Origin of the sequence: Mycolicibacterium gilvum, from assembly GCF_900454025.1 — a bacterium.
Lineage (GTDB): Bacteria > Actinomycetota > Actinomycetes > Mycobacteriales > Mycobacteriaceae > Mycobacterium > Mycobacterium gilvum.
In genome coordinates this window covers 2390778-2414570 of the sequence record NZ_UGQM01000001.1, presented here as the reverse complement: position 1 = coordinate 2414570, position 23793 = coordinate 2390778, and the positions used below count along the sequence as shown (strand labels likewise).

Sequence of the window (23793 nt, the reverse complement as noted above, 5' to 3'; positions counted from 1 at the left end):
AGACAGCACAGCAGCTCCTCATCACACGTGGCGGGGCGGTGCGCTTCGGATCCAGGCATTGACCCGATCGTGCCACACGAAGCCGCCGATGACACTGCACGCACCCCAACTGGAACCCACCGGGGATTAACTCAAAGTTCGAAAAGCCAACTGTTTACTCGACTTACGAGGGGCTGCTAGCTTATACCCTCACGGGGTAACGACGAGTGAGGAGATCTGTCATGGCGGTAACGGCCAACCAGGCCTGTCTGGATGCGTGCGCGAAATGTCAGGCGGCGTGCGAAGCGTGCGCCTACAACTGTTGCGTCAACGACGCGAAGATGGCCGACTGCGCCCGGTTATGCCTAGACTGCGCAGCGATTTGCGCGGTGTGTGTGACGCTGGTGTCTCGCGGGTCGCGTTGGGCGGCCCAGTTGTGCCAGCTGTGCGCAGAGATTTGTGATGCGTGCGCGGCCGAGTGCGACAAGTACGACAACGATCACTGCCGCGCCTGCGCAGAGTCGTGTCGCCGCTGCGCTCAAGAGTGCCGGGCGATGGCCTGATCCGATCAAGCGCACGCGCGCAATCAATCCAGGCTTTAGAGTTCGAGTCCGGAGTCGAGGCTCTGGTATTGGCTGCGGCTGCGGTGCTGGTCGAGCCAGTGCTGGTGTTCGAGGGCTTGCTCGACGCGCTGGCCGTGCCAGTTTCTGTAGGCGGCCCATCGCTGCTGTACAGCCCGATCACGGCGGTCGAGCAGGCGTTGGACGCGCTTGGGTAGCCGGGCGCGGTCCTGGGTGTGGGCGGCGATGTCGTGGGCGGTGCGGGCCCGCTCGTCGCGATTGGCGATGATGCCGCGCACCAGCTGAGCGGCATCGGCGCTGGTGCCGCGACGAGCCACGTGCACACCGGGCTGTTGGTCGGCGTGTTCGTGTTCGGTTTCGCCGGCCAAACGCTCATACAGGTAGGCATGGTTGGTGTGGCGGCCGCGGGTCAACGCGACATACAGCAGCGAGCGGGTGGTGGTTTCGCCCAGCACGGCATGCGTGGTCTCGGCGGTGACCCCTTGGGCCGAGTGCACGGTGACCGCATAGCCGTGGGTGACGTGCTGGTGTAGGTAGTCCCCGGAGAACACGGTGCGCGCGCCGTCGTCGAGCCGGCGGGCGGCGATGCGGTGCTTCTCCGGGTCGACAGCCAAGACGCGCCAGCGTTGCCCGTTGCGCACCGGATCGGCGGCGGGTGTGGTGATGTCGGTGGCCTCGACGACCGGGATGGCCGGGTCGTTGCGGCGGCTGATGATCACATCGCCTTTGGCGATGCGATGTCCGCGCGCCGCGGTGACGGTGGGCGCCTGGGCGTCAATCGATTCGTCGTGGATGCGCCGGTTAAGCGCATCGGCCATCTCTTTGGTGTCGCAGATCAGCAGCGCATCCTTGCCCGCCGCGGTGTCGGCCCGATAGGCGGCCAGGGCGTCGGCGGCCATCGCGATCGGATCCCCGGTGCGCAACCGGCCATGCGCCCGGTACCACGCGGCGGCGCGGCGCACCGGGGCCGCTCCGACGAGCTGAGCGCAAGGCGCGGCGCTGCTGAAAGCCACCGGCGTCCGTCAACGTGCCCTCCCGCAACGACTTGACAGCCTTGGCGCGGGCGGTCGCAGCCGAGGCAATGATGGCCACGCGGGCGCGGTTCTCCCGCGGTACCCGGTTGTTGAAGGCACGTCCGCCGGCGGTCACGGCACGGCCGGAGGCCCGCATTCCGCGGCTGAGAAGACCGGATTTGCGGGTTCCGTCCGGGTCGGCCTGAGGGGCGCTGTCACCGTCAGCGGGTGTGCTGCGGCGGGCCGGGCGCGTGGCTGAGCGTGGGGCCAGCGACGCCAGGATCAGGCGCCGGTTGTCCCAGCTGCGGTCGATCGGCAGATCGTTGTCGTCGTTGTCTGTGCCCATGCTCATCGTGTCGTGTCGTCGTTCATGTCGATGATGTCGTAGATCGCGTCGTGGGCCTTCTGGCCCTCGGTGCGCACCGGCAGGGCCGGGCGGCTGTAGTCGGGTCGCGGCATCGGCTGTGCTGCCGCGGGTACGTGGCCGTAGAAGTGGTAGTGGTTCACCTGAGTCAGCTGCGGCGAAGCCGTCTTGGGTGTGCGGGCGGGAGCCCTGTGGCGGCGGCGACGGCGGAGCGCCAGGCGCACGAGACGGCGCAGCAGGGGCCAGAAGAACCACAGCGTGACGCTGAGGACGAGGCTGTACCCGAAGGCCTCGTAGGGGTCGGTGTGCAGGAAGTGTGTCGCGGCGCCGGTCATGAGCGCCGCGATGATCAGGGTGCGTATCACGGTGATCCTCCTCCGGGGCTGACGGTGGTGATGTGGTGGCCGGCGGCGGCGCCGGCGAGTTCGGGGTCGTAGGTGACGAGGGTGCGCAGTCGTGGTCCGGCGCTCAGGGCCGAGGCGATGTGCAGTGCGTCGACGGTGCGTGCGGGGCTGGGGGCCAGCGCCACGGCGGCGTCGAGGAGGCGCTCGGTGACGGCCACGGTGTCGAGCCCGGCCAGGACGTGGTGCGCGTGACCGGTGGCTTCTGGCGGTAGGGCGGCCACTGCGCGGAGCAGCTCGACTCGTGACAGCGCGCAGGTGATCCACCGGGTGTCGGTGTGCGCGCTGAGGTATGCGGTCAGGGCGGCGGATTCGGGCGCTTCGTCAATGAGTTTCATGAGGGCGGTGGGGTCGAGGTAGATCACCGGTCGTCCCGTGGGGCGGCGGTACTGGCGGTCTGGCGGTACGAGCGGGGTGGGCGTTTGAGGATGTCGGTGACACTGTGTCGGGCGGCAGTGACTTCCTTGCTGGCGATGAGCGCGGTCCAGGGGTCGTAAGCGGCGGGGATCATCTGCGCGACGGGGTGCCCGTTGTTGGTGATCTCGACGGTTTCTCCGGCGGCCACCTCGCGTAGAACCATGGCTGCATTCTGACGCAGTTCACGGACACCGTAGCTCTTCATGTACACAGCGTAGCTCCCAGTAGCACACCGTGTACACAAGTCGATGTGAGAGGGCCGGCGGCGTTGGACGCGCCGAGGCGTGGGGGTAGCGAGCTGCGAAGCCGCATTCATCGCCGGGGCCACGGGTGAACGAGCTGCGCGAGGATCAGCCGGATGCCTGCGGCACAACCTTGGGTACACCCTCGGTTCGGTCGGCCGCTGTGACCGCCCGTGTCGGTCCGAGGTGGGCGGCCCCCTCGCCAGCGGCCGGGGTTGGTGAGGCCGTGGCGCGGGTCGTTGGCGCGCCCTGGCGAGCGGTGGCGCACAGCCTGCGCACCGGCGGCAGACGGGCGTTCAAGCGACATCAGGCCGGGCGTCGACCCGATCCGCCCGCCCGTACCCATCCGGCCCCGGAACTTGGTGGTGGTGCGCAATGGTGCGCCCCGTACGCGGGTACCGCGACCGCCCGCCGAGGGGCCAGCGGCCGAGCCCAGACACACGTCCCGATCTGTCTCCCTGAGGAATGCCGGCGCATGCGACGCGATGGTCGAACAGCCGAGCACCGTGTGTGGACCCGAGGAGCCCCGCAGAAGTGTCAGTGGGTCAGCTTGGCTGCATTCACTGAGCGTGTGTGAGCACCCTCTGGCGCAGGGTGGCGCAGCTGATCTGGGCGGTCATTTCGCGGTGGCCTTCCGGCCGTCGAGAGCGCTACGCAGGGAGGCAATGTCGGGGTGACGGACGTACACGTCCCAGTTCCGGTCGAGGTCGTTGAGGTCGGCTCCAGGAGCCAGATCGAGACCAAGATCGTGCAGGCAGTCGGGCAGCTGCTCGCGGTCGTCGCACAAGTCGTAGACGGGCCAATGGTCGGTGCGGGCCGGGGCGCCGGAAACGGCGTCACCGCTGCCGGTCTCCGACCATCCGGTGAGGGTGATGCGGCCGGTGTCGTCGGCGAGCAGCCATAAGCCGTAGTCCATGTACAGGAGTCCCTTCTGCATTAGCAGCGCTCGCGGGGTGCGGTGTCGATGGTCATGGGGGCGGTGCCTTTCAGACGAGCTTGTTGATCTGGTTGACGAAGTAGCGCTGCACGATCTGAGTGCCGGTGTGGCCGGCCTTGTCCAGTGGCGTGGTGGCGTAGTTCTCGTGAAACCCACCCTTGATGAACTCGGCGTAGTGCTTGACGGCCTGAGCGACGTTGGCAGCGGAGAACTGGGAGAAGGTGGGTCCGAACATTCCGGTGGACTGGCTGCCGACGCCGCCGGTGGCGACGCTGATGGCGTTGAGCACGGCGGTGGCGAGATCGCCGATGTTGACGCCGCCCCCCTGGGAGATGCCCGCTCCGACGGGGCCGAAGCCGCTGACGTTGATGGTGGTGGTGCGGTCCTTCATCTGGGCGAGTGCGGCGCCGACGCTACTGGCGGTGGTGGCGATGGTGGTGATGGCGGCGGGGATGGCCGCCCACGCACGGGAGGTCACCAGGTTGATGACGTTGGTGACGGCGTTGACGAGGTTGGTGGCAGCGCCGGCGACTTGGGGGCCGGCCAGGTAGAACAGCTGCTGGGCGAGGGCCTTGGCGAAGGCGACGCCGCGGCTGATCAGGTTGGGGATCAGGTTGGGATCGTTGACCAGCTGCAGGATCTGGTTGATGGCGGCGGCGGCGGGCGCGATGAGGCCTCCCATGAAGATGGTGGCGAGCTTCTGGGCGGAGCCGGAGGGGTCGGCGGCGTCGAGCTGAGAGCCGAGGTGACCGATCATGCGCATCACGAGGTCACCCTGGGGCAGGTTGCAGTAGTAGTCCCGGGGGGCGCAGACAGAGAGCAGCCCGTTGCGCTGCAGCAGTGACCCAAACCCTCCCGAGCGGACGCCGGCGAAGCCCATGCCTGGATCGCGCAGGCCGATGGTGGGTTGTCCGACTGGGGCCTGGGACGGGTCGGCGACCAGGGCTACGCCGAGCAGTTTGTTGGCGGGGATGACGCCGCGGTTGTGCCCGATGGCGGCGGCGACGTCACCGGCGACGTCGGCGCCTTGGCTGTAGCCGGTGAGGATGAACACGGTGTTCGGGCAGGCGTTCGCGACGGCTTTCAGCCGAGCATTGGTGGCGTCGATGCCGGCGTTCTTGGAGGCGCGGTATCCGCCGCCGTCGGTGCCGCCGACGATGGTCGCGGGGTAGGGCGTGTAGTAGGTGACCATTCGTACGGGGGCGTTCTTACGGAGCGGCTCCAGGATGTTGCCGAGGACGCCCACGGGCTTGTCCGGGTCGGCCTTCGGGTTGGTCTGCGTGGTGCCAGGGACGGCGATGGCTTCCACGGCGGGGCAGTTGGCGGCCAGTGCCGTAGGTGCGGTGTTCAGCAGCAGGGCGACGCTGACGGCGGGTGCGAGCGCCAGTGCGGTGAGGCGGCGGGTGCGGATCATGCGGCGACCGCACCGTCGTAGAAGGTGCACAGCTTGCGGATCGCGCGCTGGGCGCGGCGTTCGACAGCGCTGACGTTGGCGCCCAGGACGCGGGCTGCGGTGGAGGGGCTGAAGACGTCGGAGGTGAGGTAGAGAGCGCGCAGCGTGTCGTGCTCCAGGGCGGTGATGATGCGGCGGTCGCGAGCCTGCTGCAGCAGGGTGGAGGTGTGGTCGTAGTCGTTGCCCAGATCGGCCCTGTCGAGGACGACTGAGTGGGGATCGACGCGCACGGCGACTGCCGGTGATTCGGCGGCGGGCCGGGCTTTGAGGACGCGCTTGAGGGTCTGGCCGTAGAGGTAGCGCGAGTTGAGCAGCTGGGGGTCCCCCGCGGTGCGGATGATCTCGAAGAAGATGCGCAAGGTGTCGTTGTCGCGGGCGTCACGGTCGCTGGAGCGGTAACCGTCGGGGTCGGCCATGTCGGCGATGCGTCGCAGCGGGTGGCGCATGAGGACTGCGGCCATCAGGAGGGCATGGCGGTCACCGCTGCGGGCATAGCGGGCGATCTGAGGTAGGGCGGCGGAGGCGGTCTCCAGGTGCGCGCAGATCGCGGCCGGCGAGGGCGGCGGCTGCTTGTGCAGTGATTGGACGAGGGTCACAGAGGGGGTGAGGTCGCCGCGGCTCGGCCGGGTGAGGAGGCGGTGGGCCTGCTCGGCGAGGTGGTCCCAGGTGTTCATCGAATTCCTTGGCGTCGCGGGTTGGTGACGCGTTCATGGAATCCGCGGGGGTTGTTGCGGGGGTTTGCACAGGAGTTGGCCGCGGCATTGTCAACGCCGCGAAAAGCAAGTGATCTGGGTCACAGTAGGAGTCGGTGACGTGGCCTTTTGTGGTTGACAACTGGGTTGTCAGGGAAGTGGTGTGCGCGGCGGACCGAACGTCGCTGTGCATTGCTGGGGATGCCCAGAAGATGCGGCGCCGGGCCGGCGGAATCGCACGTGAGGACGCGCTGGTGCGGTACGTGCGGGCGCGGGAGGTATTCGCCCAGGTCGTGTGCGCCGCATATGCGGTGATGCGGTTGGCGAATAGTTGTCGAGCTAATTGCACTAGGGGTGTCGCTCGGGATTCCTCTACGCAAGCTCCGAGATCCCGAGCGTAATCCCCTTGTCAAGCATCTAGCGAACATATGCGGCGCATACGCGCGTATGCGTTATCAATTCGTTACATATGCGGTTGTCGGGATTTCGGGGTCGCAGGGGTCATAAGGGGCTGCTCGAGCCTGTCACGAATTTTGTGTAAGTCAGAGGTGATTTGACTACGAATTGTATTCTAACACAACGGAAGTCGCCCTGGAAACAGCTTGGCGAGTGTGTTCAATGCCACAGTCCAGTTGTATGTTCCGGTGCCCGAGAACCCTCCTCTCTCGCTGGAGATGTTGCGCAGCCCGAGGTACAGCAACTTCATCGCGGCGTCCTTGTCGGGGAAATGGCCGCGGTTCTTGGTGATCTTGCGCAGTTGGAAGTTGATCGATTCGATCGCGTTGGTGGTGTAGACGATCTTGCGCAGCTCGACCGGATAATCCAGGAACGGCACGAACTCGGGCCAGGCGTTGCGCCACACGTCGATCGCGCCCGGGTACTGGGCGCCGTAGGCGGTGTCGAAGTCCTTGAGCGCGAGCTCTGCGGCCTCCACGGTCGGCGCGCTGTAGATCGCGCGCATCGATGTCGCGACCTTCTTGCGGTCTTTGTAGGACACGAACCGCATCGCGTTGCGGATCACGTGCACCACGCAGACTCCCGCTGTCAACCTTCTGATTCCGGACGCGTTCGTTCGCGCTGCAGCGATTGTTTGCTGCCTGCAGCGGGACGCTTCTGTAAACCAGTTAGGCCGCGGTCGGGCGGTGATGAACTGCCGGGTCGTAAGCGGTGTGGTCTTGCCAGCAGCGCCACAGGATCCGCACCCAACGAGCACCGAGACCGCGTAACGCTCGATGGTGGGCATGGCCGGCAGCACGGGCCTGCTGGTAAATCTCGGCCGACCACGGATCTTCACGGGTGGCGACGAACATCCACCAGTCAATGGCGTGCCGCATGCGGCGGTTAGCGGCGTAACGGAACCGAACCTGCCGTGTGCGCCCGGAGGCCTTGGTAACTGGCGCCAAACCGGTGTCGGCCAGCAGCGACGACGGCGAGGGAAACCGGGTGCGCTCTTCACCCATCTCCGAGATCAGCACTGCGGCGGTGACGGGTCCGATACCGGGGAAGCTGGTGAAGATGTGGGTGTCGGGGTGAGCGTCGAGTAGTTCACGTAGACGCTTGTCGTGGCCTCGTAAGTGGGTGTTGAGCAAGGCGAGTTGTTCGGTGAATGCTTTCGCCGCCACCGCTTTACCGGCCACAGTGCCTTCGCTAGCGGACAAAAGGTGCGGCTGCATGCGCTCGATGAGCGCTTCGGGCTTCTGGCGGCCGCTATAGCCGTGACGGCCGGTGAATCCACCCATCCGCGTCGCGGTGATCCTGCCCGCTTGCGCGGGCGTGGGATAGGTCTGGATGAAGGCCAGGGTGATGTCACGGTCCAGTGAGGAGAACAGGTGCAATGGCGCGGGATGGTAGGCCTCCAAGATCGAACGCAGCCGGTTTTCGGTGTCGACCTGCATGTCGAGGATGCGTTGACGGTCGCGACTGATCGCGGTCAGCTCGGCAAGGACCGGCGACGGGGTGGCTAACGGCCGCCACTGGGCATGCTGGTGACGCAACGTGTCGGCCAGCACGTAGGCGTCGAACTCGTCGGATTTTGCTGCCGCCATCCGATACCGTTCACGGGCCCGAGCCGAGATCTTCGGTGATACGCAATAGATTTCAGCTTCGCATTGCTGTTGGAGATGTTCGACAAGCAAGCCCTCGGCGCGTTCGATAGCGATGAGCACTGAGCCGGCCAACGAAGCGATCACCTCGACCAGGGCCATCAGACCGTCGACGGTGTGCGCGATTTTGCGGCTGAGGAGCTGTTGGCCGTCGTCGTCGAGGACGCAGAGGTGATGGGAGCGTCCGCCCCAATCGATGCCGCACCAGAAACGTTTCCCACCGTCCGGACTATCCTGAATCACTGCAGTCAGATCCCTTCGATCCGAAAGTTCACGCTGCAATGACGGGGCGTGCCCGGAACCTCATCTCGGCACTCACCGCTGATACCGGTGGTGCTGCTCTCGCTGGCCGGTCCATGCCCCGCAGCCACCACGGGCGGACGGGTCTGCATGTGGACCTCGAAGGTGACGCGTTTGCACAGGTCCTGCCCGTGGTGGTGCAGGTGAACGCCGAGACCATCCCGGCTCGTCCATTGTTAATAGATGAGGTCTGCACCACGGTCTCGGGGTAGATCGAGCGGATCGCGTCGGGCAGCCCGGTCAGCCCGTCGCAGCAGGCGATCAGGATGTCGCGCACCCCGCGGTTGCGCAGATCGATCACGACTTTCTGCCAGAACTTCGCCCCCTCGGAGTCTTGGATCCAGACCCCCAGGGCGTGTTTGCGGCCGTCGAGATCCACGCCGATGGCCAGATAGGCCACCTTGGTGGTGACGACCCCGTTGTCTTTGATGCGCAGCCGCAGCCCGTCGATGTAGAGGATCGGATAGACCTCGTCGAGCGGGCGCGATTGCCAGGCCTTGATCTCATCGACCACCACCTCGGTGATGTTGGAGATCAGCTCTCGCGACACCGACGCGCCGTACACCTCCTCGAGATGTGCTTCGATGTCGCGGGTGGTCATGCCGCGCGAGTACAGCGACAACACCACCGAGTTGAGGTTGCCCAGCCGGCGGACCTTTTTGGGCACGATCGCCGGCTCGAACGAGCCGTTACGATCACGCGGCACCGCGATGGCCACCGGGCCGTTGACCGTGGACACCGTCTTCGGTGTCGTGCCGTTGCGGGAATTGCCGCTGCCGCGCCCGGCCGGGTCACCGGCCTCGTATCCCAAGTGGTGGGTCAGTTCCGAATCCAACGCCCGTTCCAGCACCGCCTTGGTCAACTCGTTGAGCAAACCATCGGCGCCATCAATCGGGGTTCCCGACTTCACCGCATCCTTGATCAACGAATCCAGCGTCTCAGCCGAAAACGTCTCCGCCAGTTGCCGAGCCGCCGACTTTCCCGAACCCGACGACGCTATGGCCTTGGTCACAAATCACTCCTTCTGTCCGCCCGAACGGCGGTCCGATCTTGGACCACCCCGGACTTACACAGATGGAATGACACGCCCGCTTGTCACCGGCGTAGGTCTCGGCCAACACCTGCGAGATCAGTTTGGGGCTCCACCCCTCATCCATCCACCCCGCGATCAGCGCGCACAACGCGGGGTTGTCGAGCTTGAACTTCTTGGGCCGGCGGGCTTTCTGGCTGGCCGCCGCATGGGCCATCAGCGCGTGATAGCGACCGTCGGGCAGACAGTTTCGCTTCACCTCCCGGGCAATGACCGAGCGGTCGCGGCCCAGCTCACGGCCGATCTCGGCATAACTACGCCCTGCCTGCAAGCCTCGATCGATCTCAAAGCGTTCCGCGAAGCTCAGTCGGTGCCCGCGACCACCCGGACGTTCCAAATCCCCGGCATCGGCCAAACCGCCGAGCCCCTCACCACCTTTGCGCAATGTCATCCCGCCAGCCTGGCGCCACCAGAACCATCCAGTCCGTCGTGACACACCCACCGCCAGCGATGCCTCAGTCGTCGGCATCCCGCCACAAACCAGATCAAAGAACTCCCGCTTCACCGGCCACCCAACAGCCACTCCCGACGGCATAGCAACTCCTCAAATCCACGGATGTTGCACTGACCGTATGAATCCGCCCTGAACGGTTGCTGTGTGAAACGTTTCAAGAGCAGTTCAACGGCCTTGCCCCGCACGTCGACGACGACCTCTTCTCGCTCGGACTAGACAGTATCGTGGCAATCTCGGTAACTCTCAAGGCTCGTCGGCGTGGCCTCACATTGAGTCCACGGATGCTGTTCACCGCCCCGACCATCCGTCAACTCGCGGCGTCGATCGATGCGGCCGGCCCAGACAACCCCGTCCGGAGTGCTGAATACGGTGAGGTGATGCCACTGCCTATGGTGTGCTGGCTGTACGAGCACGGAAACTACCGCCGCTTCACCCATACTATTTTGCTTCAATTGCCCGCCGAAATCGACCGCTCGTCGATCGAGTCGATGCTTCAACTGTTGCTCGACGGCCACGACATGCTCCGATCCACCCTGGTCGATACTCCCAGTGGACCGCGCTTAATTACTCGCGAACCCGGTGCGGTCGCCGCCGCCGACTTGCTTACCCGCGTGGAGCTGAGGAGACCGATCGATGCCGAATTCCATGCGGCGATCACGCGTTCCGCACGCACGATCATTGACGAGATTGATCCCCGGACAGGTGCGGTGGTGCGAGCGGTCTGGTTCTCCGGCAGCGAAGAGGGCCAGGTGCTGCTGCTCACTGCGCACCATTTAGCGGTGGATGTGGTCTCCTGGCACATCATGCTGGGTGAGGTCGCCGAAGCCTGGCGCTCGGTGAGTTCGGGAGAGGCGCCGAAGATGTTGCCAGAATTCACCTCTTACCGCCAGTGGTCGGAGCTGATGTGGCAACGAGCCACGACGCCCGAGGTAGCGGCCCAGCACGAATACTGGGTCACGCAGGTACGCGAACCCGATCCCCCGTTGGGTGTGCGGCACCCCGACCCAACCCGTGATATCTGGTCCAGCCTGCGAGTCACTCCGGTGGTCACCCCCGTTCATGTCACCGAGCGCCTGCTGGCCACACTCACCAGAGAAGAGGGGATGCGCGAATTCCTGCTGGCCGCAATGACGATGACGATTGCGAGTTGGCGGAAGGAGCGCGGCCACGATCCAGCTTTCGGCACGCTCATCGACCTGGAAGGGCATGGCCGCGCTGATGCCATTATGGGCACCGACACCACAAACACGGTCGGTTGGTTCACCAGTGTATTTCCGATACGTCTCGGCGTAGGTGAGGCAGCCGTCGATGTCGAGCGGGCCGAAGAAGATCCGGGTGCAGCTCGGGCTCTACTCGACTCAGTGGCTACCCACCTTGCCGCGATCCCGAATGAAGGTCTGGATTATGGCCTGCTTCGTTATATCGAACGCACGCCCGAGTTGCGGGCGGCCGCCGAACCCCAGATCCAGTTCAACTATATGGGCCGGATGGACCTCGGCGGTGTCACTGGCCAACCGTGGTCACTGCTCACCGGACCCCAGGTCGACGCGCTCCCGATCGATCCTGAGCCGGATCTGCCATTGCATTTCGCTCTCATCATCGGTGCGCTTGTAGGCGCCTCATCCGAAGGCCCCCAACTGGTCACCAACTGGTGCTGGAATGAAGCCCTCTTCGCGCCTGCCGACATCGACCGACTGACGGACCTCTGGCGACGCAGCATCAACGTACTGGCTGGCGAATAGACCAGGCAAGGAGAAAAGTGGGGCCGCCGCAGAATTCTGGCACTACTCGAGACGCAGCACTGGCTGATGAGGAGGTTTTTTGTTTCAGGACCGGCTCGGCGGCTGACTTTCGGCGGGCGAGCCGACAACGATGCTGCCGACGCTGCACTCTTGTAACTCATCGACCCCGGTGGCCGCGACGAACGCGGCGGTATCACTGAATCCCTGAGCGCACGCACCAAGACCCATCGCGGTAGCAGCCAGATAGATCGTCTGCATGAGGACACCGACATTTTTCAGAATGATGGCGTAGGAGACCTGCTCGTAGGTCCACATCACGCGCCCGGTGCGCGCGGCCATGACGACGAGCACTTGCGGCTCGGCGCCTCCAGCCAGAGTCGCTGAAGCCGGTTTCAATAGCTGTAACACCGCCCGTGAATCCGCGGCGGCCACTGGGCGGAGCACGTGGTCGAACGAATCGTAGTGGTACATGCCGGGTTCGAGTCCGGCGACATTTCGCACCACCGGATAGAGTTCCAGCTCATAGAGGCCGCCGCCGGAAGGATATGGCCGTGACAGGAGTTCCTCGCCCTCACCGACCGGCTGGACGCTCCTTGTCCGTGCTGTGCGGTATAGCAACTCCGCCAGTTGTTCAACGCTGATTGGATCGCCGTCGTCGAATGACCTTGTCGAGACTCGATCTTCGATCACGGCCATCAGGGAGGGGTCTTGACTCCGTTTCACCGTCAGGTCGGGAACGGGCAGGATGATCGATTCACCTGAATAGTTTGCCCGGCGTGCCCGGGGCTGCGGGAATCGGTCCTTCGCCCATTTGGTCGGACCAAAATGCTCCCATGTGACGATGCGCTCACCGAGCGTGCTGCGGCGGTGAAACCACACATCCGGGGCGCTCCAGCTGACGGTTTCAAATCTGGAGTCCTCGTCACCGTAGGCAGCAAGGATGCCGCACCAACGCAGGTCCTCTAAGAATTGCGACGTCACTGCAAGCGGCAAGTCAGAAACGCGTGTCGATGGTCCGTCGAGCAAAACGAGCAGACGTGGGTCATAGATGCACAGATCGCACCACGCCAAGGCATGCTCGAGGATAAAGCCCTCTGAGTTCCGATGCAGCACAGCGAATTTCGACATTACGACAGATTGAGGCGGTGCGGTCGGCCGCGGTGCGGGTTGTCCGAACGGCTGTATCGAGTATAGAGGCTTCTCTTCCTCGCGCACAGTGACCGTCAACCAGCCGCCGGCGATGAGGCGGTCCAACAATGCGCCCATATCGCTTGCATTTTCTGATCGAAACAGCTCCGCCACGGTTGCCCCCCCGTCGTTGAGTGTCTTGAGCGCCTGTAGCTGACCAGCGGTCAAGCGCGTAAGCCTCTCACTGCGAGGAGGATTCAACAGCACCGCCCCGGCGGGAGTGGTCACACAGGTGACGCCCGAAGCCAAGGCCAATGTCGTTTCGTCAGGATATCTGATGTACGCCAACCCGAAAGCCCTTCCGTTCTCGAATTGCATCGCCGCACCAAGTCTCAGCGTAAATCAAGCGCAACCAGCAGTAACGCCAAGTCCCTCTTGTACGTAGACTGCGGCTGCCGAGGCCAAAGACCCTACGCCGCGTGACGGCGAATACCCGCGCGATCGGTGATCGCCAATTCAGCCGTCGCCGCGATCGCTGCACTGTGGGTGCCCGGCGCGCCGGTGAAAACGTTCGAGCTGGGCTACCGACGCGGACCGGTTGGCCTATAGCCAACGAGGTATCGGTTTGAATTGCAGTATCCGGGGCCGGTTCGAATGGTTGCGGGAGTGAGCGGCGATCCCGCGTGATCTCGCACTCGGGCTGTTGATCGTCGGTGCGATCATCGCATGGGTTGCCAAATCTATGGCAGCAGTCTGGTTACCGACCAACCAGTGGGCCGGTGAGTTCTGGAAGGAGATAGGTGATACACACCCTAGGCAACAGTCACTTTGTCCGCCTACCCGACGGGCGCAAGCTGCACTACATGACGGCAGGCGCTGGCAGCCCGACTGTGGTGTTCGAATCGGGTTTAGGCGCTTCGCGATCGGAGTGGGGACTCGTGCAGCCGCTTGTGGCGCAACGATTCCGGACCGTCGTTTATGACCGGGCCAACCTGGGGCGCAGTGACGACGACCGTGAAACACGCACGCTGGACCGCATCGCCGATGACCTCAACCAGCTGCTGTCAGCGCTGGATGCGGCCCCGTACGTCCTAGCCGGGCACAGCTACGGCGGAACGATCGCCCTTGCTGCTGCAGCCGCGAATCCGTGCCGGATCGCAGGGCTGGTCCTCGTCGACCACGCTGACGAGCATCTCGACGTCTGCTGCGGGTCGTCGCTCAAACACCTGCGGATGATCGTGCTGGCCGGCCGGTGGGCGCTCGGTGTCCTGCGGCGTCTGCGCCTGCTACCGCTGGCCGTCCGGCGGGCCATGCCGGGCATGCCTGCGGACGTGGTGCACGATCTGGTTACCGAAGATCTCACCGTGCGTGCCGTCCAGGCGGCCGACGAGGAGGAACGGTTCTTCATCCAGGGTCTGCAAAGTCTGCGGCGTAATCCGCCAATCCTCGGAGACACCCCGATCACTGTCATCTCAGGGATGAGGTCGACGATCTTCGACAGGTCCATCCGTAAGGCGTTCTTGGGGGCGCACCGTCGGGCGGCAGCGCGTTTGAATGCGCGTCACGTCGAGGCGACGCGGTCGAATCATCAAGTGGTCGTCACCGAACCACTACTAGTCGCTGACGAGATCATCCGAATCGCCGGCTACCGGCGCGAGCCGGCACCCGACGACCCGCGTGGTGCAGCGTAACGATCGGACCCGTCGCTACGAGCGTCACGCGATGCTGGGGGTTGACCCTGATGGTGTACCTGACTGGGGTGCTGGTCCCGCGGGAAGGATGCGCGCATGTCGCGCGAGTCTAATACTCTGGAGTTTCGGGAGCAGGCTGCGCGCGTGATGACCGAAACGGGCCGGCCGGTCCCTCATGCGGCCGCTTCCATCGGTGTCGGTGAGCAGTTGCTGAAGAAGCTGCGCAAGATTCGACTGGAGCCGCGTTCAGCTCCCGGTGCTTCGATTGTCAGACCCGCCGGTTCGGATCCGAGGTGGGGCCGGGTTTGCGCGGCGACCCGTACATCGACCTTGGTCTGGATCTCGGCGCGCCAGCAGGCCAGATCGTCGGCGGCCTCGAAGGACCGGCGCGTACTCGATGCCGCGCAAAACATCATCGCGCCCATATTAATCGGCCAGACCAGCGCGGTCGTAAGGAGTAAATGATCCATTGGGGTCTCCCTTCGGCGCGAGGGCCCTGCGCGCCGCCGTCCACGCGTGCGGGCCTACAGTCTACGTACACGAATAGTAGACCTGATGGAGATGCATCACCGGTGGGAGAACCGATGCCCAATCGCCTTCGTGCACATGCTGTGTGCGCCATCGACGCTGTTCTCGCGGTGGGATGTGCCCTGGACAGGATGCCGTCACGCAGGGGCGGCACGTTCGAGTTCGTTTCGCCCGTTGGCAGACTGGCCTATCCTACGATCGTCGGAGACCCGGGGCGGCGTCGGCGGCCCTGAGGTGCTGACATGAGCGGTTCCCCGGTGGATCAGCAGCGCCCTTGCGGAAAATACCCCCACGGGGTACGTCTAGAGGACGCGTAGGAACCGTCCGCGCCGAGCGTGGGCATAGGACGCAGGGAGGTCGGGGATATGTACGCCGGGTTGACCTGGACCGTGCTGATCGCTGTCGCCGGCCTCGCAAGTTTGTATGGTGCGCATCGACTTACGGCGGTGTTTGCTACGGCGTTGATCTCGCTGCCGTTCCAATCTGGATGGGCGCCCGAGGAACACGCGTTGTCGCGCTATCACGTGCGGTGGTACCTGGCCACGCTGGTGTTTTTGGCCTTCGACGTCGAAATGTTGTTCATGTATCCCTGGGCCGTGGTTGTCGTCGAGATGGGCGCCACCGCAGTCGTTGAGATGTTTCTTTTTCTGGCCGCGCTGCTTGTAGCCGTCGTTTGGGCGTGGCGAGAGGGTGCGCTGCGGTGGACCTGAATCGATGGCTGGCGACGTTCGCGGCCCGGCGGGCGCACGTATTCATCGCCGAGGTACCGGGGAATTGGGCTCTTCGCGCCGGGGTGCAGGACATGATGGCCGATCGCGGATGGTGTCAAGCCTGCTCGCCCGCCGACGCCGACGTCTTGGCGGTCTGCGGAGCAGCCGACGACGATTTCGTCGACGTCATCGATCGCATTTGGGACCAGCTGCCGGGCCCGCGGGTCCGCGTCGATATCGCAGATGTGTCGTCGGCGAGTGCCGAACTGGACCGTGCAGCCGATGTCCTGATCGACGTCGCACGGCAACGCGCCGATGCCGCTGAGCGTGAACGGTCAGCCGTGCCCTTACGAGATCACGGCGCCGGCTCCGAAAACCATCACATGCCTGCTAGCGCCGCCGGACATGGCCACCCTGGGGACGGCGGCCCGCCCGAGGCAGGCCACGATGTCGCGCACCACATGGAGCACGGCAGCGTGCCGCCGCCTGACAGGACCGTGCAGGAACATCGCGAGAAGCCAAGCGGCGCGGCCGTCGACCACGGCGCACACCAACACCACGACGGCGGCAGCCATGCATCACACGGTGAGCGGGCTGCACACGCCGGTCACGACATGGGGCACAGCGCTCACCACATGGACCACGGCGATATGGATATGGCCCCGGCCGGAATCGCGCTGGCCCAAGGGGGTGAGGACCGCGACGGCTTGGAGATGGACGAGTTGCATGTGCGGCTGGGTCCGTTCCTGGCGTACTGGCCGGCCGGGCTGGTGCTGCGTTGCGTTCTGCAGGGCGATGTCATCACCGCCGCCGAGGTTCAGACGATGGGTGCCGCGCACGAGGAGCACCAGCAGCCATCACCGGAGGGGTGGTTGCAGGCCGCCCGGCACACCGACTATCTCGTGGACCTGTTGATGCTGGCCGGTTGGCCGCGCGCCGTCGCTCGTGCACGACGGTTACGAAAAACACTGTTGGACAAGCCGATCGATGACGAGGCCGCCCGCAAACAGATTGCTTCCTTAGCCTCTCTCATACATCGCTCGCGAGTGCTGCATTGGTCGCTGCGCGATCTGGCCCCGGTCGCCGTCGACGACGTCCACACCTACGAGCTGCCGGCTGGACTGGCCGGGGATACCTACGGTCGGCTGCTCACCCGGCTCGACGTGGTGCAAAGACTGATTCACCACGAAGCTGACACACCGCAGTTGCACATGCAGTCACGCGCCGTCGAGCACATGCTGCCCGCCCTGGTCGAGGGTCTCGATCTCGCCACGGCACGCCTGGTAATCGCCGGATTAGGTATCGACACGTCCGCCGTGGAGCTGGGTCAGCATGCCTGAGGTGACAACAGTCGGCGGCGCGTGGGCGCTAGCGGCCGCTGCCCTGCTGGCGGTGCTCGCCCTGTTCGCGGCCAGCCTGGACAGCGCACTATCCGCACGACCCCACGGTGCGGGCGGCGCGGTGGCCGCCCCGCTGTTCGAGGTGGCCCGCCTGATGCGTCAGCGTCGTCGGACCCTGGTGGCCGCTGACGCGTTGCTGTGGCGCATCGGGTGTATTGGCCCGGTCGTGGTCGCTTCGCTGATGATCGTCGTTGTGCCGCTGGGGCACTGGACGCTGCTGGACCTTGATGTCGGCGTGATGTGGGTCAACGCCGTGGACGTGATGATGTGGGCGGTGGTGTGGCTGGCCGGCTGGGGTCCCAATTCGGTGTATTCACTGATCGGCGGCTACCGGTTCCTCGCTCACGCGCTGGGTTATGAACTGCCGTTGATGTTCGCTCTCGTCGCGCCCGCCATCGCCGCGGGCAGCCTGCGGGTCGGCGACGTGGCCACCGCCCAGCACGATTTGTGGTTCGTGGTCTGGATGCCGGTCGCATTCGTGGCGTATTGCCTTGGTGTCTTGGCGTTTTCGGTGTGGGGCCCGTTCGCGCCGGCACTCGGAGCTGACATCGCTGGTGGCGTGACCGCCGAGCTGTCCGGGGTTGACCGGCTGGTGTTTGTTGCGGGCCGCTACGCCGTTCTGGTGGCGGGCGCGGCGTTCGCCGTGCCGATGTTCCTCGGCGGCGGCGCCGGGCCGCTGCTGCCCGACTGGATGTGGTCGGTCGTCAAAACCGTTGCGCTGCTTAGCCTGTTGGTTTGGCTGCGCCGAGCGGTGCCCGCGCTGCGCCCCGACAAGTTCATGGAGATCGGCTGGGTCGTGCTACTACCCGCCGTGTTGGCCCAAGACCTAGTGGTGGCGGTCATCGCCATCTGGAGGAGTTGACGCACCATGATCGTCCATATCGTGTTCTGGCTGCTCGCCGTCATCGCCGTCGCTGCCGGGGCCGCGGTGTTCTGGGTCGATTCGATGGCGCGGGCCACGTATGCGCTGGCGGCCTCGTTCATCGCGGTTGGCGTAGTAGTTCTGCTGTTGCAGCAGAACTACATCGGCGTGGTCACCATCTTGATGATGGTGATGGAGATGGCGGTGATGGCGGTCTACATGGTCATGTTCATGGGCATGAACCCCGCGCTGATGCCGATGAGCATGGTTCACGACAACCGGCGCGCACTGGTCGCCGCCGCGGCCACCTTTGTGTTTTTGGCTTGCGGGATTCTGCTGATCGACTGGCCCGCCCGGCAAGGCGAGCCGGCGCGCGACGTCACGATGGCGCTCGGCGAGAATCTGATGGGACCGCACATGCTCACCATGGCGGTGATCAGCCCGGTCATGGTCGCCACGATCGTGGCCGGGGTCGTGTTGGCGGCCGCCCGTACCCGCTACGACCGTTTCGGTGATGACCTCACACACCGCCCCGGACGCGACCCGCAACCCGGAGGGGTGGGCCGGTGACCTTACAAACGGTGTTGTTGGTAGCCGCAGCGGTGTTCAGTGTCGGGCTCTACGGTGCGCTGTCCCAGCAAGTCGTGGTGATGGTAATGATGGGCCTGGAGTTGATGATCAACGCGATCATCCTTGCCGCCGCGGGGTTTTGGTGGTTCATCATGCCGGCACCGAGCGGCCAGGTGTTGCTGCTGGTGGTCATCGCCGCCATGACGGTGGAGATGGCGATGGGATTCGCCATAGCCACGGCGCTGCACCGCGAGCGTCGCGCCGACATGACCGACACTGCAGCCGACCTCTCCGGATGAGCAGCCCGTGATGTCGGCGCTGCTGTGGCTGCTGGTCGCTACGCCGGCCGCGGTGGGAGTCGTCTTGTTGATCTCCCGCCGCGACGCTCGGTGGACCGAAGTGGTCTCGTTGACCACCGCGTTCGGGTGCGTCGCGGTGTCGGTGGTGGTGGCCGTCGCGCGGCCGTCGGTGCAGGTTGCCTTCATGGCGGGTGCACCGTTTGGTCTTCGGGTCGACGCGCTGGCCGGGACAGTGCTGCCGGCGGTCACCACGGTGACGTTTTTGGTGCTGATGTTCTCTGCCGGAAACATCCGCGACGCGCGGGGCCGCTTTCACGGGTTGATGCTGGTGTTCGCCGCCGCTGCCATCCTGACGGTGACCGCCGCGACCCTGCCCGCACTGCTGTTGGGATGGGAAGTGATGGGGGCGGCGTCGTATGCGCTGATCGGGTTTTGGTGGCGCGACCAATACCGGGTATCGGATGGTTTGACCGCATTCGTGACTACGCGCACCGCCGACCTCGGGCTGTATCTGGCCGCCGGCGCCGCGCTCGCGGGCGGCGCGGGGATGGCGCTGAACAGTTTCTCCGACGCCGCCGGCGGGTGGCGCGATGTCATCGCGCTCGGGGTGCTCGTGGCCGCGCTCGGCAAAGCCGCGCAGCTGCCGTTCTCGTTTTGGCTGTCGCGGGCGATGTCGGGCCCCAGCCCGGTCAGCGCCCTGCTGCATTCAGCGGCGATGGTGGCGATGGGCGGCTATTTGTTGTTGCGGACACAACCCTTGCTGGCCGCGACCGGCTGGGCCGCGACCGCGGCGGCGTGGGTGGGCGTGCTCACCGCGGTGGTGCTCGGCGCGGTCGCGGTGGCCCAGCGCGACATCAAGCAGCTGCTCGCCGCGTCCACCGCCGCCCAGCTGGGATTCGTGGTGATGGCCGCCGGTGTGGCCGCCGTCGGCGGCGGCGCCGCGCATCTGGTTGCGCACGCCGCCACCAAGGCCGGCCTGTTCCTCGCCGCGGGAGTGTGGTTTTCGCTGCTGGGCACTCAGCGTCTGGACGACCTCGGCGGTGTGGCGCGCCGCTGGCGGGTGGTGGGGTCCTCGGCCACCATCGCGGCACTCACGCTGGCCGGGATCGCGCCGCTGTCGTTGTGGGCGACCAAGGACGCGGTGTTGACCGCAGCAGCGCAACACTCCCCCGCGTTGTACGGGCTGGGATTACTCGCCTCGGCGCTGTCGGCGGCCTATGCGGCCAAGATGCTGGTGGTGATCTGGGCCAAGCCGTCGACTGACGGCACCGGCCCCGCACAGGCCGCGCCGTCCCGCGGGGTACCGCGTCGGCTCACCGGTCTCGAGCAGGCGCCGCTTGTGGTCCTCGCCGTGGGGGCCGCGGTGTCGGGTGTGCTGGCATTGCCTCCGCTGGGCTCCATCGTCGCGCGCGCCCTCGACGGCGGCCAGCCGATCTCACATCCGGGCGTGGCCGCGCTGGTCGGTTCGGCGGCCCTTGCCCTTGTCGTGGTGGCAGCGGTGGCGCGCTGGGGTGTACCCGAGCCGCGTTGGGCCGCATCGTGGTTGGGGCTTCAGCGCGCCGCGCACCTGCTGGTTGTGGCCCCGACCATGGGTGCCGCCCGGATGGCGGCCCGTTTCGATGACAACGTCCTGGACAAGGCGGTCGACGCCACGGCGAGCGCGGTGTTACGCGCGGCGCGCCGGGCAGCCCAGACCGACACCGCTGGTGTGGACCGCGCCGTGGAAGCGGTGGCCGCGCGGGTGGGGCGGTTGGGCCAGCTGGCGCGCCGACCCCAAACGGGTCAGCTGCACCAGTACTACTTGGCCGCCGGGGTGTTGCTGGTCGCCGGCTTCGTGCTCATGGTGACGGTGAGGTGACGTCGTGCTCAGTGTGATCGTATTCTTGCCGCTGGCCGCTGCGCTGGCGCTGCTGGCCGCGCCCCGGCTCGGCGGCCGGGCCGCCAACGCGATGTGGGCCGCGGTCACCGCGATCGACGTGGCGCTGATCGTGGTGGTGTGGGCGCGCTACGACGCGCCGGGGATCAACGAGTTGGCGTTCGAGGAGCAGGTTCCCTGGATTCCCGGCGTCAACAGCAGCTACCACGTCGGCGTCGATGGCCTGTCGCTGCCGCTGGTGGTGATGACCGCGGTGATATTCCTGGCCTGCGCCGTCTATGGGCTGCGCAGCGAGGACCGGCCGCGGCTGCAGGCTGCGTTGTTTCTGTTTTTGCAGAGTGTCAGCCTCGGTTTGTTCGTGGCGGCGGATCTGATCTTGTTCTTCGTGTTCTTTGATCTGTCGATCGTGGCGATGTACTTCGTCATTGCTGGCTGGGGACACGGCGACGCGGCCCGCTCGGCGCTGAAGTTCTTCCTCTACACCTTCCTGGGATCGCTGGCGCTGCTGGTGGGTTTTATCGGCCTCTACATCGCCGCCGATCCGCACACTTTCGACATGGTGGAGCTGGCTGCCAGCACACCGTTGGCGGGCAGCCCGCTGGCGGGCGGCTTGGTGCTGGCGGCGATCCTGCTGGGGCTGGCGATCAAGACGCCCACGGTGCCGTTTCATACCTGGCTGCCGCCGGCGCACACCGACGCGCCGGCCGTCGGGTCGGCGGTGCTGGCCGGGGTGCTGCTGAAAATGGGCACCTATGGATTCGTGCGGGTGGCGATGCCGATGCTGCCGCAGGCATGGCGCGAGTGGGCGTGGCCGATCATCGCCGTCGGCGTCGTATCGGTCCTGTACGGGGCGCTGGTCGCGCTGGCCCAAAGCGACCTTAAACGCATGATCGCCTACACCTCGGTCAACCACATGGGCTACATCGTGGTGGCCGTCGGGGCTGCCGGACTCATCACCAGCGGTACCGCCGATGCCCGAGAGGTCGCGGTGGTCGGTGCGGTCACCCAGATGGTCAGCCACGGCCTCATCACCGCGGCGCTGTTCCTGCTCGCCGGGGTGTTCTACGAGCGAGCGGGCAGCTACGACATGGACTCCTACGGCGGTCTGGCCGGCCCGGCGCCCAAGCTGGCCGCGCTGTTCGCCGTCGGTGCGTTCGCCTCACTGGGACTGCCGGGCTTTTCCGGTTTCATCGCCGAATTCCAGATCTTCGCCGGCAGCATCGCAGCCGCCCCGGTCACGGCGTTGGCTCTGCCGGGCATTCTGATTACCGCCGCGCTGTTCCTGCGCGCGCTGCAGCGCGTCTTCACCGGCCCAACACGTGGGCACGCGGTCGGCTTCACCGATCTGCGGGTCCATGAGACCGCGTCGGTGTCAATACTTCTCGTGCTCAGTGTGGCCATCGGGCTAGTGCCTCGACCGTTGCTGGATCTGATCGAACCGGCTGCCGCCGCACTCGTCGCGCTCGTCGGGAGATAAACGGTGAATCCCGACGCGGCAATGCGGCCGATGCTCATGGCACCGGAGATGGTGATGTTCGGCGCCGGTCTGGTGGCGCTGATCGCGGGCTCGTTTCTGCCCCGGCGGCGGCAGTGGTGGGTTGGGGTGATGGTGGCCGCGGCGCAGGTCGGCGTCGTCGGCGTCACAGTCGTGCAGATGGCCGGGCCGGATCAAATGGCTTTCGAGGGCGCGTTTTCCGTTGACACCGCGACCGGCGTAGCTCGGATCGCTTGTGCCGCGGGATTGCTGTTGATCTGGGCGGTGGCCGGCGCAGAGATGCGGGATTCGCCGCGGGAGGCTGAAACCTATGCGCTGCTGATGTTTTCGGCCGCGGGCGTTCTCGTTCTGGCTGGTGCTGAGGACCTGTTGCTGTTGGTGGCCGGATACTTTCTGGCCAGCATCCCGCTTTACGGGCTGGTGGGTTTGGTGCGCTCGGCGGCCGCGGCTGAGGCCGCCATGAAGGCCTATCTGATGGGTGCGTTGTTCGGGATCCTGCTGATGCTGGGCGTCACGATTCTGTACGGCCTCACCGGCGCCACGAGGTACCCGCAGCTGGCCATGGCCCTGGGTGGCGTTCCGGCGGTGGCGGTCGCGGCCGGAGTGGTCGGGGTGCTGGCGGGCCTGATGTTTGAGGCCGGTGGTGTGCCGGCGCACTTTTGGGTGCCCGACGCTGCGCAGGGCGCTAGCGCCACGGCGGCGACGTTTCTCACGACCGTGCCCAAGATCGGGGCCCTGGTGGCGCTGTATCGGCTCACCACAGTGCTGCCCGACAGCCTGGCTTGGCCGGTGCTGATCGCCGTATTCGCCGTCGCCAGCATGACTTTGGGCAACCTGACCGCCTATTGGCAGCACGATCCGCGTCGGCTATTGGGCTGGTCCACGGTCAGCCAGGTCGGGTATCTTCTCGTGCCGATCACGGTGGCCGGCCGCAGCGAGTTAGCTCTGCCGTCGCTGTTGTTCTACCTGGCTGGCTATACCGTCACCAATATCGCGGCGTTCGCGGTGACCGCGGCCCTGCCGGGGCACCGGGATCTGGATTCCTACCGCGGTTTGGCGCGAAGCCGCCCGTGGCTAGCGGCTGCGTTGGTGGTGGCGCTACTTGGTCTGGTGGGCACCCCGCCCACCGCGGTGTTCATCGGCAAGGTGACCACCGCCGCCGCAGCCTGGGACGGCCAGTTCGCGTGGCTGGCCGTCGTCGTGTTCGTCAACACGCTGGTCAGCCTGTACTATTACCTGCGCTGGATCATTCCTGCCTTCGCGCGCCCCGACACGGCCGGGGATGCCGACGCACCGGCGGCCCAGCATTGGCCCGCCCGCGCCGCAGTGTTGGCCGCCGCGCTCAGCCTCCTTCTGGGCATCATCGCCGGACCGGTTTGGCAACTAGTCAGCTGAGCCCCATCGTCATCGATGCAGGTTTCGCGCTGCGAAACGACCGAACGGTGTCCGGAAGTCATTGCGAGACAA

General features: G+C 65.8%; 21 protein-coding genes and 3 pseudogenes. 12 read left to right on the top strand and 12 right to left on the bottom strand.

All coding sequences use genetic code 11. The features are described from left to right. Positions 1 to 221: 221 nt before the first annotated feature. Entirely contained in the window at positions 222 to 542 is a 321-nt protein-coding gene (locus DYE23_RS31935) for a four-helix bundle copper-binding protein (RefSeq protein WP_072501656.1), read from the top strand. A 35-nt stretch (positions 543 to 577) separates the two neighbouring features. Here DYE23_RS31935 and DYE23_RS11445 read toward each other — a convergent pair whose 3' ends face one another. From DYE23_RS11445 to DYE23_RS11390, 11 genes and pseudogenes are all read right to left on the bottom strand, one after another. Then, positions 578 to 1573: a hypothetical protein gene (locus tag DYE23_RS11445; RefSeq protein WP_235660307.1), complete on the bottom strand. Its 996-nt coding sequence runs from the start codon at positions 1571 to 1573 to the stop codon at positions 578 to 580. A 348-nt stretch (positions 1574 to 1921) separates the two neighbouring features. Then, complete coding sequence (locus DYE23_RS11435) at positions 1922 to 2302, bottom strand: hypothetical protein (RefSeq protein ID WP_115326389.1); 381 nt, start codon at positions 2300 to 2302, stop codon at positions 1922 to 1924. Next, entirely contained in the window at positions 2299 to 2703 is a 405-nt protein-coding gene (locus tag DYE23_RS11430; RefSeq protein ID WP_115326388.1) for a PIN domain-containing protein, read from the bottom strand. Before DYE23_RS11430 ends, DYE23_RS11435 begins: the two co-directional genes overlap by 4 nt. Next, positions 2700 to 2960, bottom strand: a complete 261-nt coding sequence (locus tag DYE23_RS11425; protein WP_115328840.1) for a type II toxin-antitoxin system Phd/YefM family antitoxin — start codon at positions 2958 to 2960, stop codon at positions 2700 to 2702. The genes DYE23_RS11430 and DYE23_RS11425 overlap by 4 nt, the downstream gene beginning before the upstream one ends. Positions 2961 to 3613: 653 nt before the next feature. Further along, a complete protein-coding gene (locus tag DYE23_RS11420) occupies positions 3614 to 3934 on the bottom strand; it encodes a hypothetical protein (protein WP_115326387.1) in 321 nt (106 codons plus the stop codon). A 49-nt stretch (positions 3935 to 3983) separates the two neighbouring features. Continuing rightward, positions 3984 to 5348, bottom strand: a complete 1365-nt coding sequence (locus DYE23_RS11415) for a cutinase family protein (RefSeq protein ID WP_115327243.1) — start codon at positions 5346 to 5348, stop codon at positions 3984 to 3986. Beyond that, the gene (locus DYE23_RS11410) at positions 5345 to 6061 is read right to left on the bottom strand and encodes a hypothetical protein (RefSeq protein ID WP_115326385.1); all 717 of its coding nucleotides are present in this window, start codon (positions 6059 to 6061) and stop codon (positions 5345 to 5347) included. Before DYE23_RS11410 ends, DYE23_RS11415 begins: the two co-directional genes overlap by 4 nt. Before the next feature lie 589 nt (positions 6062 to 6650). Further along, a pseudogene (locus tag DYE23_RS11405) lies at positions 6651 to 7112 on the bottom strand (transposase); the annotation flags it as partial. A 91-nt stretch (positions 7113 to 7203) separates the two neighbouring features. Next, complete coding sequence (locus tag DYE23_RS11400) at positions 7204 to 8424, bottom strand: IS110 family RNA-guided transposase (protein ID WP_079654850.1); 1221 nt, start codon at positions 8422 to 8424, stop codon at positions 7204 to 7206. Between the two features lie 214 nt (positions 8425 to 8638). Then, a pseudogene (locus DYE23_RS11395) lies at positions 8639 to 9442 on the bottom strand (IS256 family transposase); the annotation flags it as partial. A gap of 130 nt (positions 9443 to 9572) precedes the next feature. Next, positions 9573 to 10106: pseudogene (locus DYE23_RS11390) on the bottom strand (transposase); the annotation flags it as partial. A gap of 56 nt (positions 10107 to 10162) precedes the next feature. Here DYE23_RS11390 and DYE23_RS11385 point away from each other — a divergent pair. Beyond that, entirely contained in the window at positions 10163 to 11767 is a 1605-nt protein-coding gene (locus DYE23_RS11385) for a condensation domain-containing protein (protein WP_264033087.1), read from the top strand. Positions 11768 to 11851: 84 nt separating this feature from the next. Here DYE23_RS11385 and DYE23_RS11380 read toward each other — a convergent pair whose 3' ends face one another. Then, the gene (locus tag DYE23_RS11380; protein WP_172527756.1) at positions 11852 to 13273 is read right to left on the bottom strand and encodes a SagB family peptide dehydrogenase; all 1422 of its coding nucleotides are present in this window, start codon (positions 13271 to 13273) and stop codon (positions 11852 to 11854) included. Between the two features lie 422 nt (positions 13274 to 13695). On the opposite strand from DYE23_RS11380, the gene DYE23_RS11375 reads away from it, so the two are divergent. From DYE23_RS11375 to DYE23_RS11335, 10 genes are all read left to right on the top strand, one after another. Beyond that, positions 13696 to 14586 (top strand): alpha/beta fold hydrolase, encoded by an 891-nt coding sequence (locus tag DYE23_RS11375; protein WP_115327241.1) that lies wholly within the window; start codon positions 13696 to 13698, stop codon positions 14584 to 14586. A gap of 96 nt (positions 14587 to 14682) precedes the next feature. Continuing rightward, a complete protein-coding gene (locus tag DYE23_RS30845) occupies positions 14683 to 15051 on the top strand; it encodes a hypothetical protein (RefSeq protein WP_172527754.1) in 369 nt (122 codons plus the stop codon). Between the two features lie 428 nt (positions 15052 to 15479). Next, the gene (locus DYE23_RS11370) at positions 15480 to 15824 is read left to right on the top strand and encodes an NADH-quinone oxidoreductase subunit A (protein WP_115328938.1); all 345 of its coding nucleotides are present in this window, start codon (positions 15480 to 15482) and stop codon (positions 15822 to 15824) included. Beyond that, complete coding sequence (locus tag DYE23_RS31360) at positions 15815 to 17164, top strand: hypothetical protein (RefSeq protein WP_235660373.1); 1350 nt, start codon at positions 15815 to 15817, stop codon at positions 17162 to 17164. The genes DYE23_RS11370 and DYE23_RS31360 overlap by 10 nt, the downstream gene beginning before the upstream one ends. Beyond that, a complete protein-coding gene (locus tag DYE23_RS11360; protein WP_115327239.1) occupies positions 17157 to 18086 on the top strand; it encodes a complex I subunit 1 family protein in 930 nt (309 codons plus the stop codon). Before DYE23_RS31360 ends, DYE23_RS11360 begins: the two co-directional genes overlap by 8 nt. Positions 18087 to 18092: 6 nt before the next feature. After that, positions 18093 to 18656: an NADH-quinone oxidoreductase subunit J gene (locus DYE23_RS11355; RefSeq protein ID WP_115327238.1), complete on the top strand. Its 564-nt coding sequence runs from the start codon at positions 18093 to 18095 to the stop codon at positions 18654 to 18656. Further along, positions 18653 to 18955: an NADH-quinone oxidoreductase subunit NuoK gene (locus tag DYE23_RS11350; RefSeq protein WP_115327237.1), complete on the top strand. Its 303-nt coding sequence runs from the start codon at positions 18653 to 18655 to the stop codon at positions 18953 to 18955. The genes DYE23_RS11355 and DYE23_RS11350 overlap by 4 nt, the downstream gene beginning before the upstream one ends. Before the next feature lie 10 nt (positions 18956 to 18965). Beyond that, positions 18966 to 20813 (top strand): proton-conducting transporter transmembrane domain-containing protein, encoded by a 1848-nt coding sequence (locus DYE23_RS11345; RefSeq protein ID WP_115327236.1) that lies wholly within the window; start codon positions 18966 to 18968, stop codon positions 20811 to 20813. A gap of 4 nt (positions 20814 to 20817) precedes the next feature. After that, positions 20818 to 22308, top strand: a complete 1491-nt coding sequence (locus tag DYE23_RS11340; RefSeq protein ID WP_115327235.1) for a complex I subunit 4 family protein — start codon at positions 20818 to 20820, stop codon at positions 22306 to 22308. A 3-nt stretch (positions 22309 to 22311) separates the two neighbouring features. Next, positions 22312 to 23721: an NADH-quinone oxidoreductase subunit N gene (locus tag DYE23_RS11335; RefSeq protein WP_372516259.1), complete on the top strand. Its 1410-nt coding sequence runs from the start codon at positions 22312 to 22314 to the stop codon at positions 23719 to 23721. Positions 23722 to 23793: the final 72 nt, after the last annotated feature.

Coding starts and splice junctions, on each gene's coding strand:
- DYE23_RS31935 (WP_072501656.1), top strand. CDS start 222: ATGGCGGTAACGGCCAACCAGGCCTGTCTGGATGCGTGCGCGAAATGT.
- DYE23_RS11425 (WP_115328840.1), bottom strand. CDS start 2,960: ATGAAGAGCTACGGTGTCCGTGAACTGCGTCAGAATGCAGCCATGGTT.
- DYE23_RS11420 (WP_115326387.1), bottom strand. CDS start 3,934: ATGCAGAAGGGACTCCTGTACATGGACTACGGCTTATGGCTGCTCGCC.
- DYE23_RS11415 (WP_115327243.1), bottom strand. CDS start 5,348: ATGATCCGCACCCGCCGCCTCACCGCACTGGCGCTCGCACCCGCCGTC.
- DYE23_RS11410 (WP_115326385.1), bottom strand. CDS start 6,061: ATGAACACCTGGGACCACCTCGCCGAGCAGGCCCACCGCCTCCTCACC.
- DYE23_RS11380 (WP_172527756.1), bottom strand. CDS start 13,273: ATGCAATTCGAGAACGGAAGGGCTTTCGGGTTGGCGTACATCAGATAT.
- DYE23_RS30845 (WP_172527754.1), top strand. CDS start 14,683: ATGTCGCGCGAGTCTAATACTCTGGAGTTTCGGGAGCAGGCTGCGCGC.
- DYE23_RS11370 (WP_115328938.1), top strand. CDS start 15,480: ATGTACGCCGGGTTGACCTGGACCGTGCTGATCGCTGTCGCCGGCCTC.
- DYE23_RS11360 (WP_115327239.1), top strand. CDS start 17,157: ATGCCTGAGGTGACAACAGTCGGCGGCGCGTGGGCGCTAGCGGCCGCT.
- DYE23_RS11355 (WP_115327238.1), top strand. CDS start 18,093: ATGATCGTCCATATCGTGTTCTGGCTGCTCGCCGTCATCGCCGTCGCT.
- DYE23_RS11345 (WP_115327236.1), top strand. CDS start 18,966: ATGTCGGCGCTGCTGTGGCTGCTGGTCGCTACGCCGGCCGCGGTGGGA.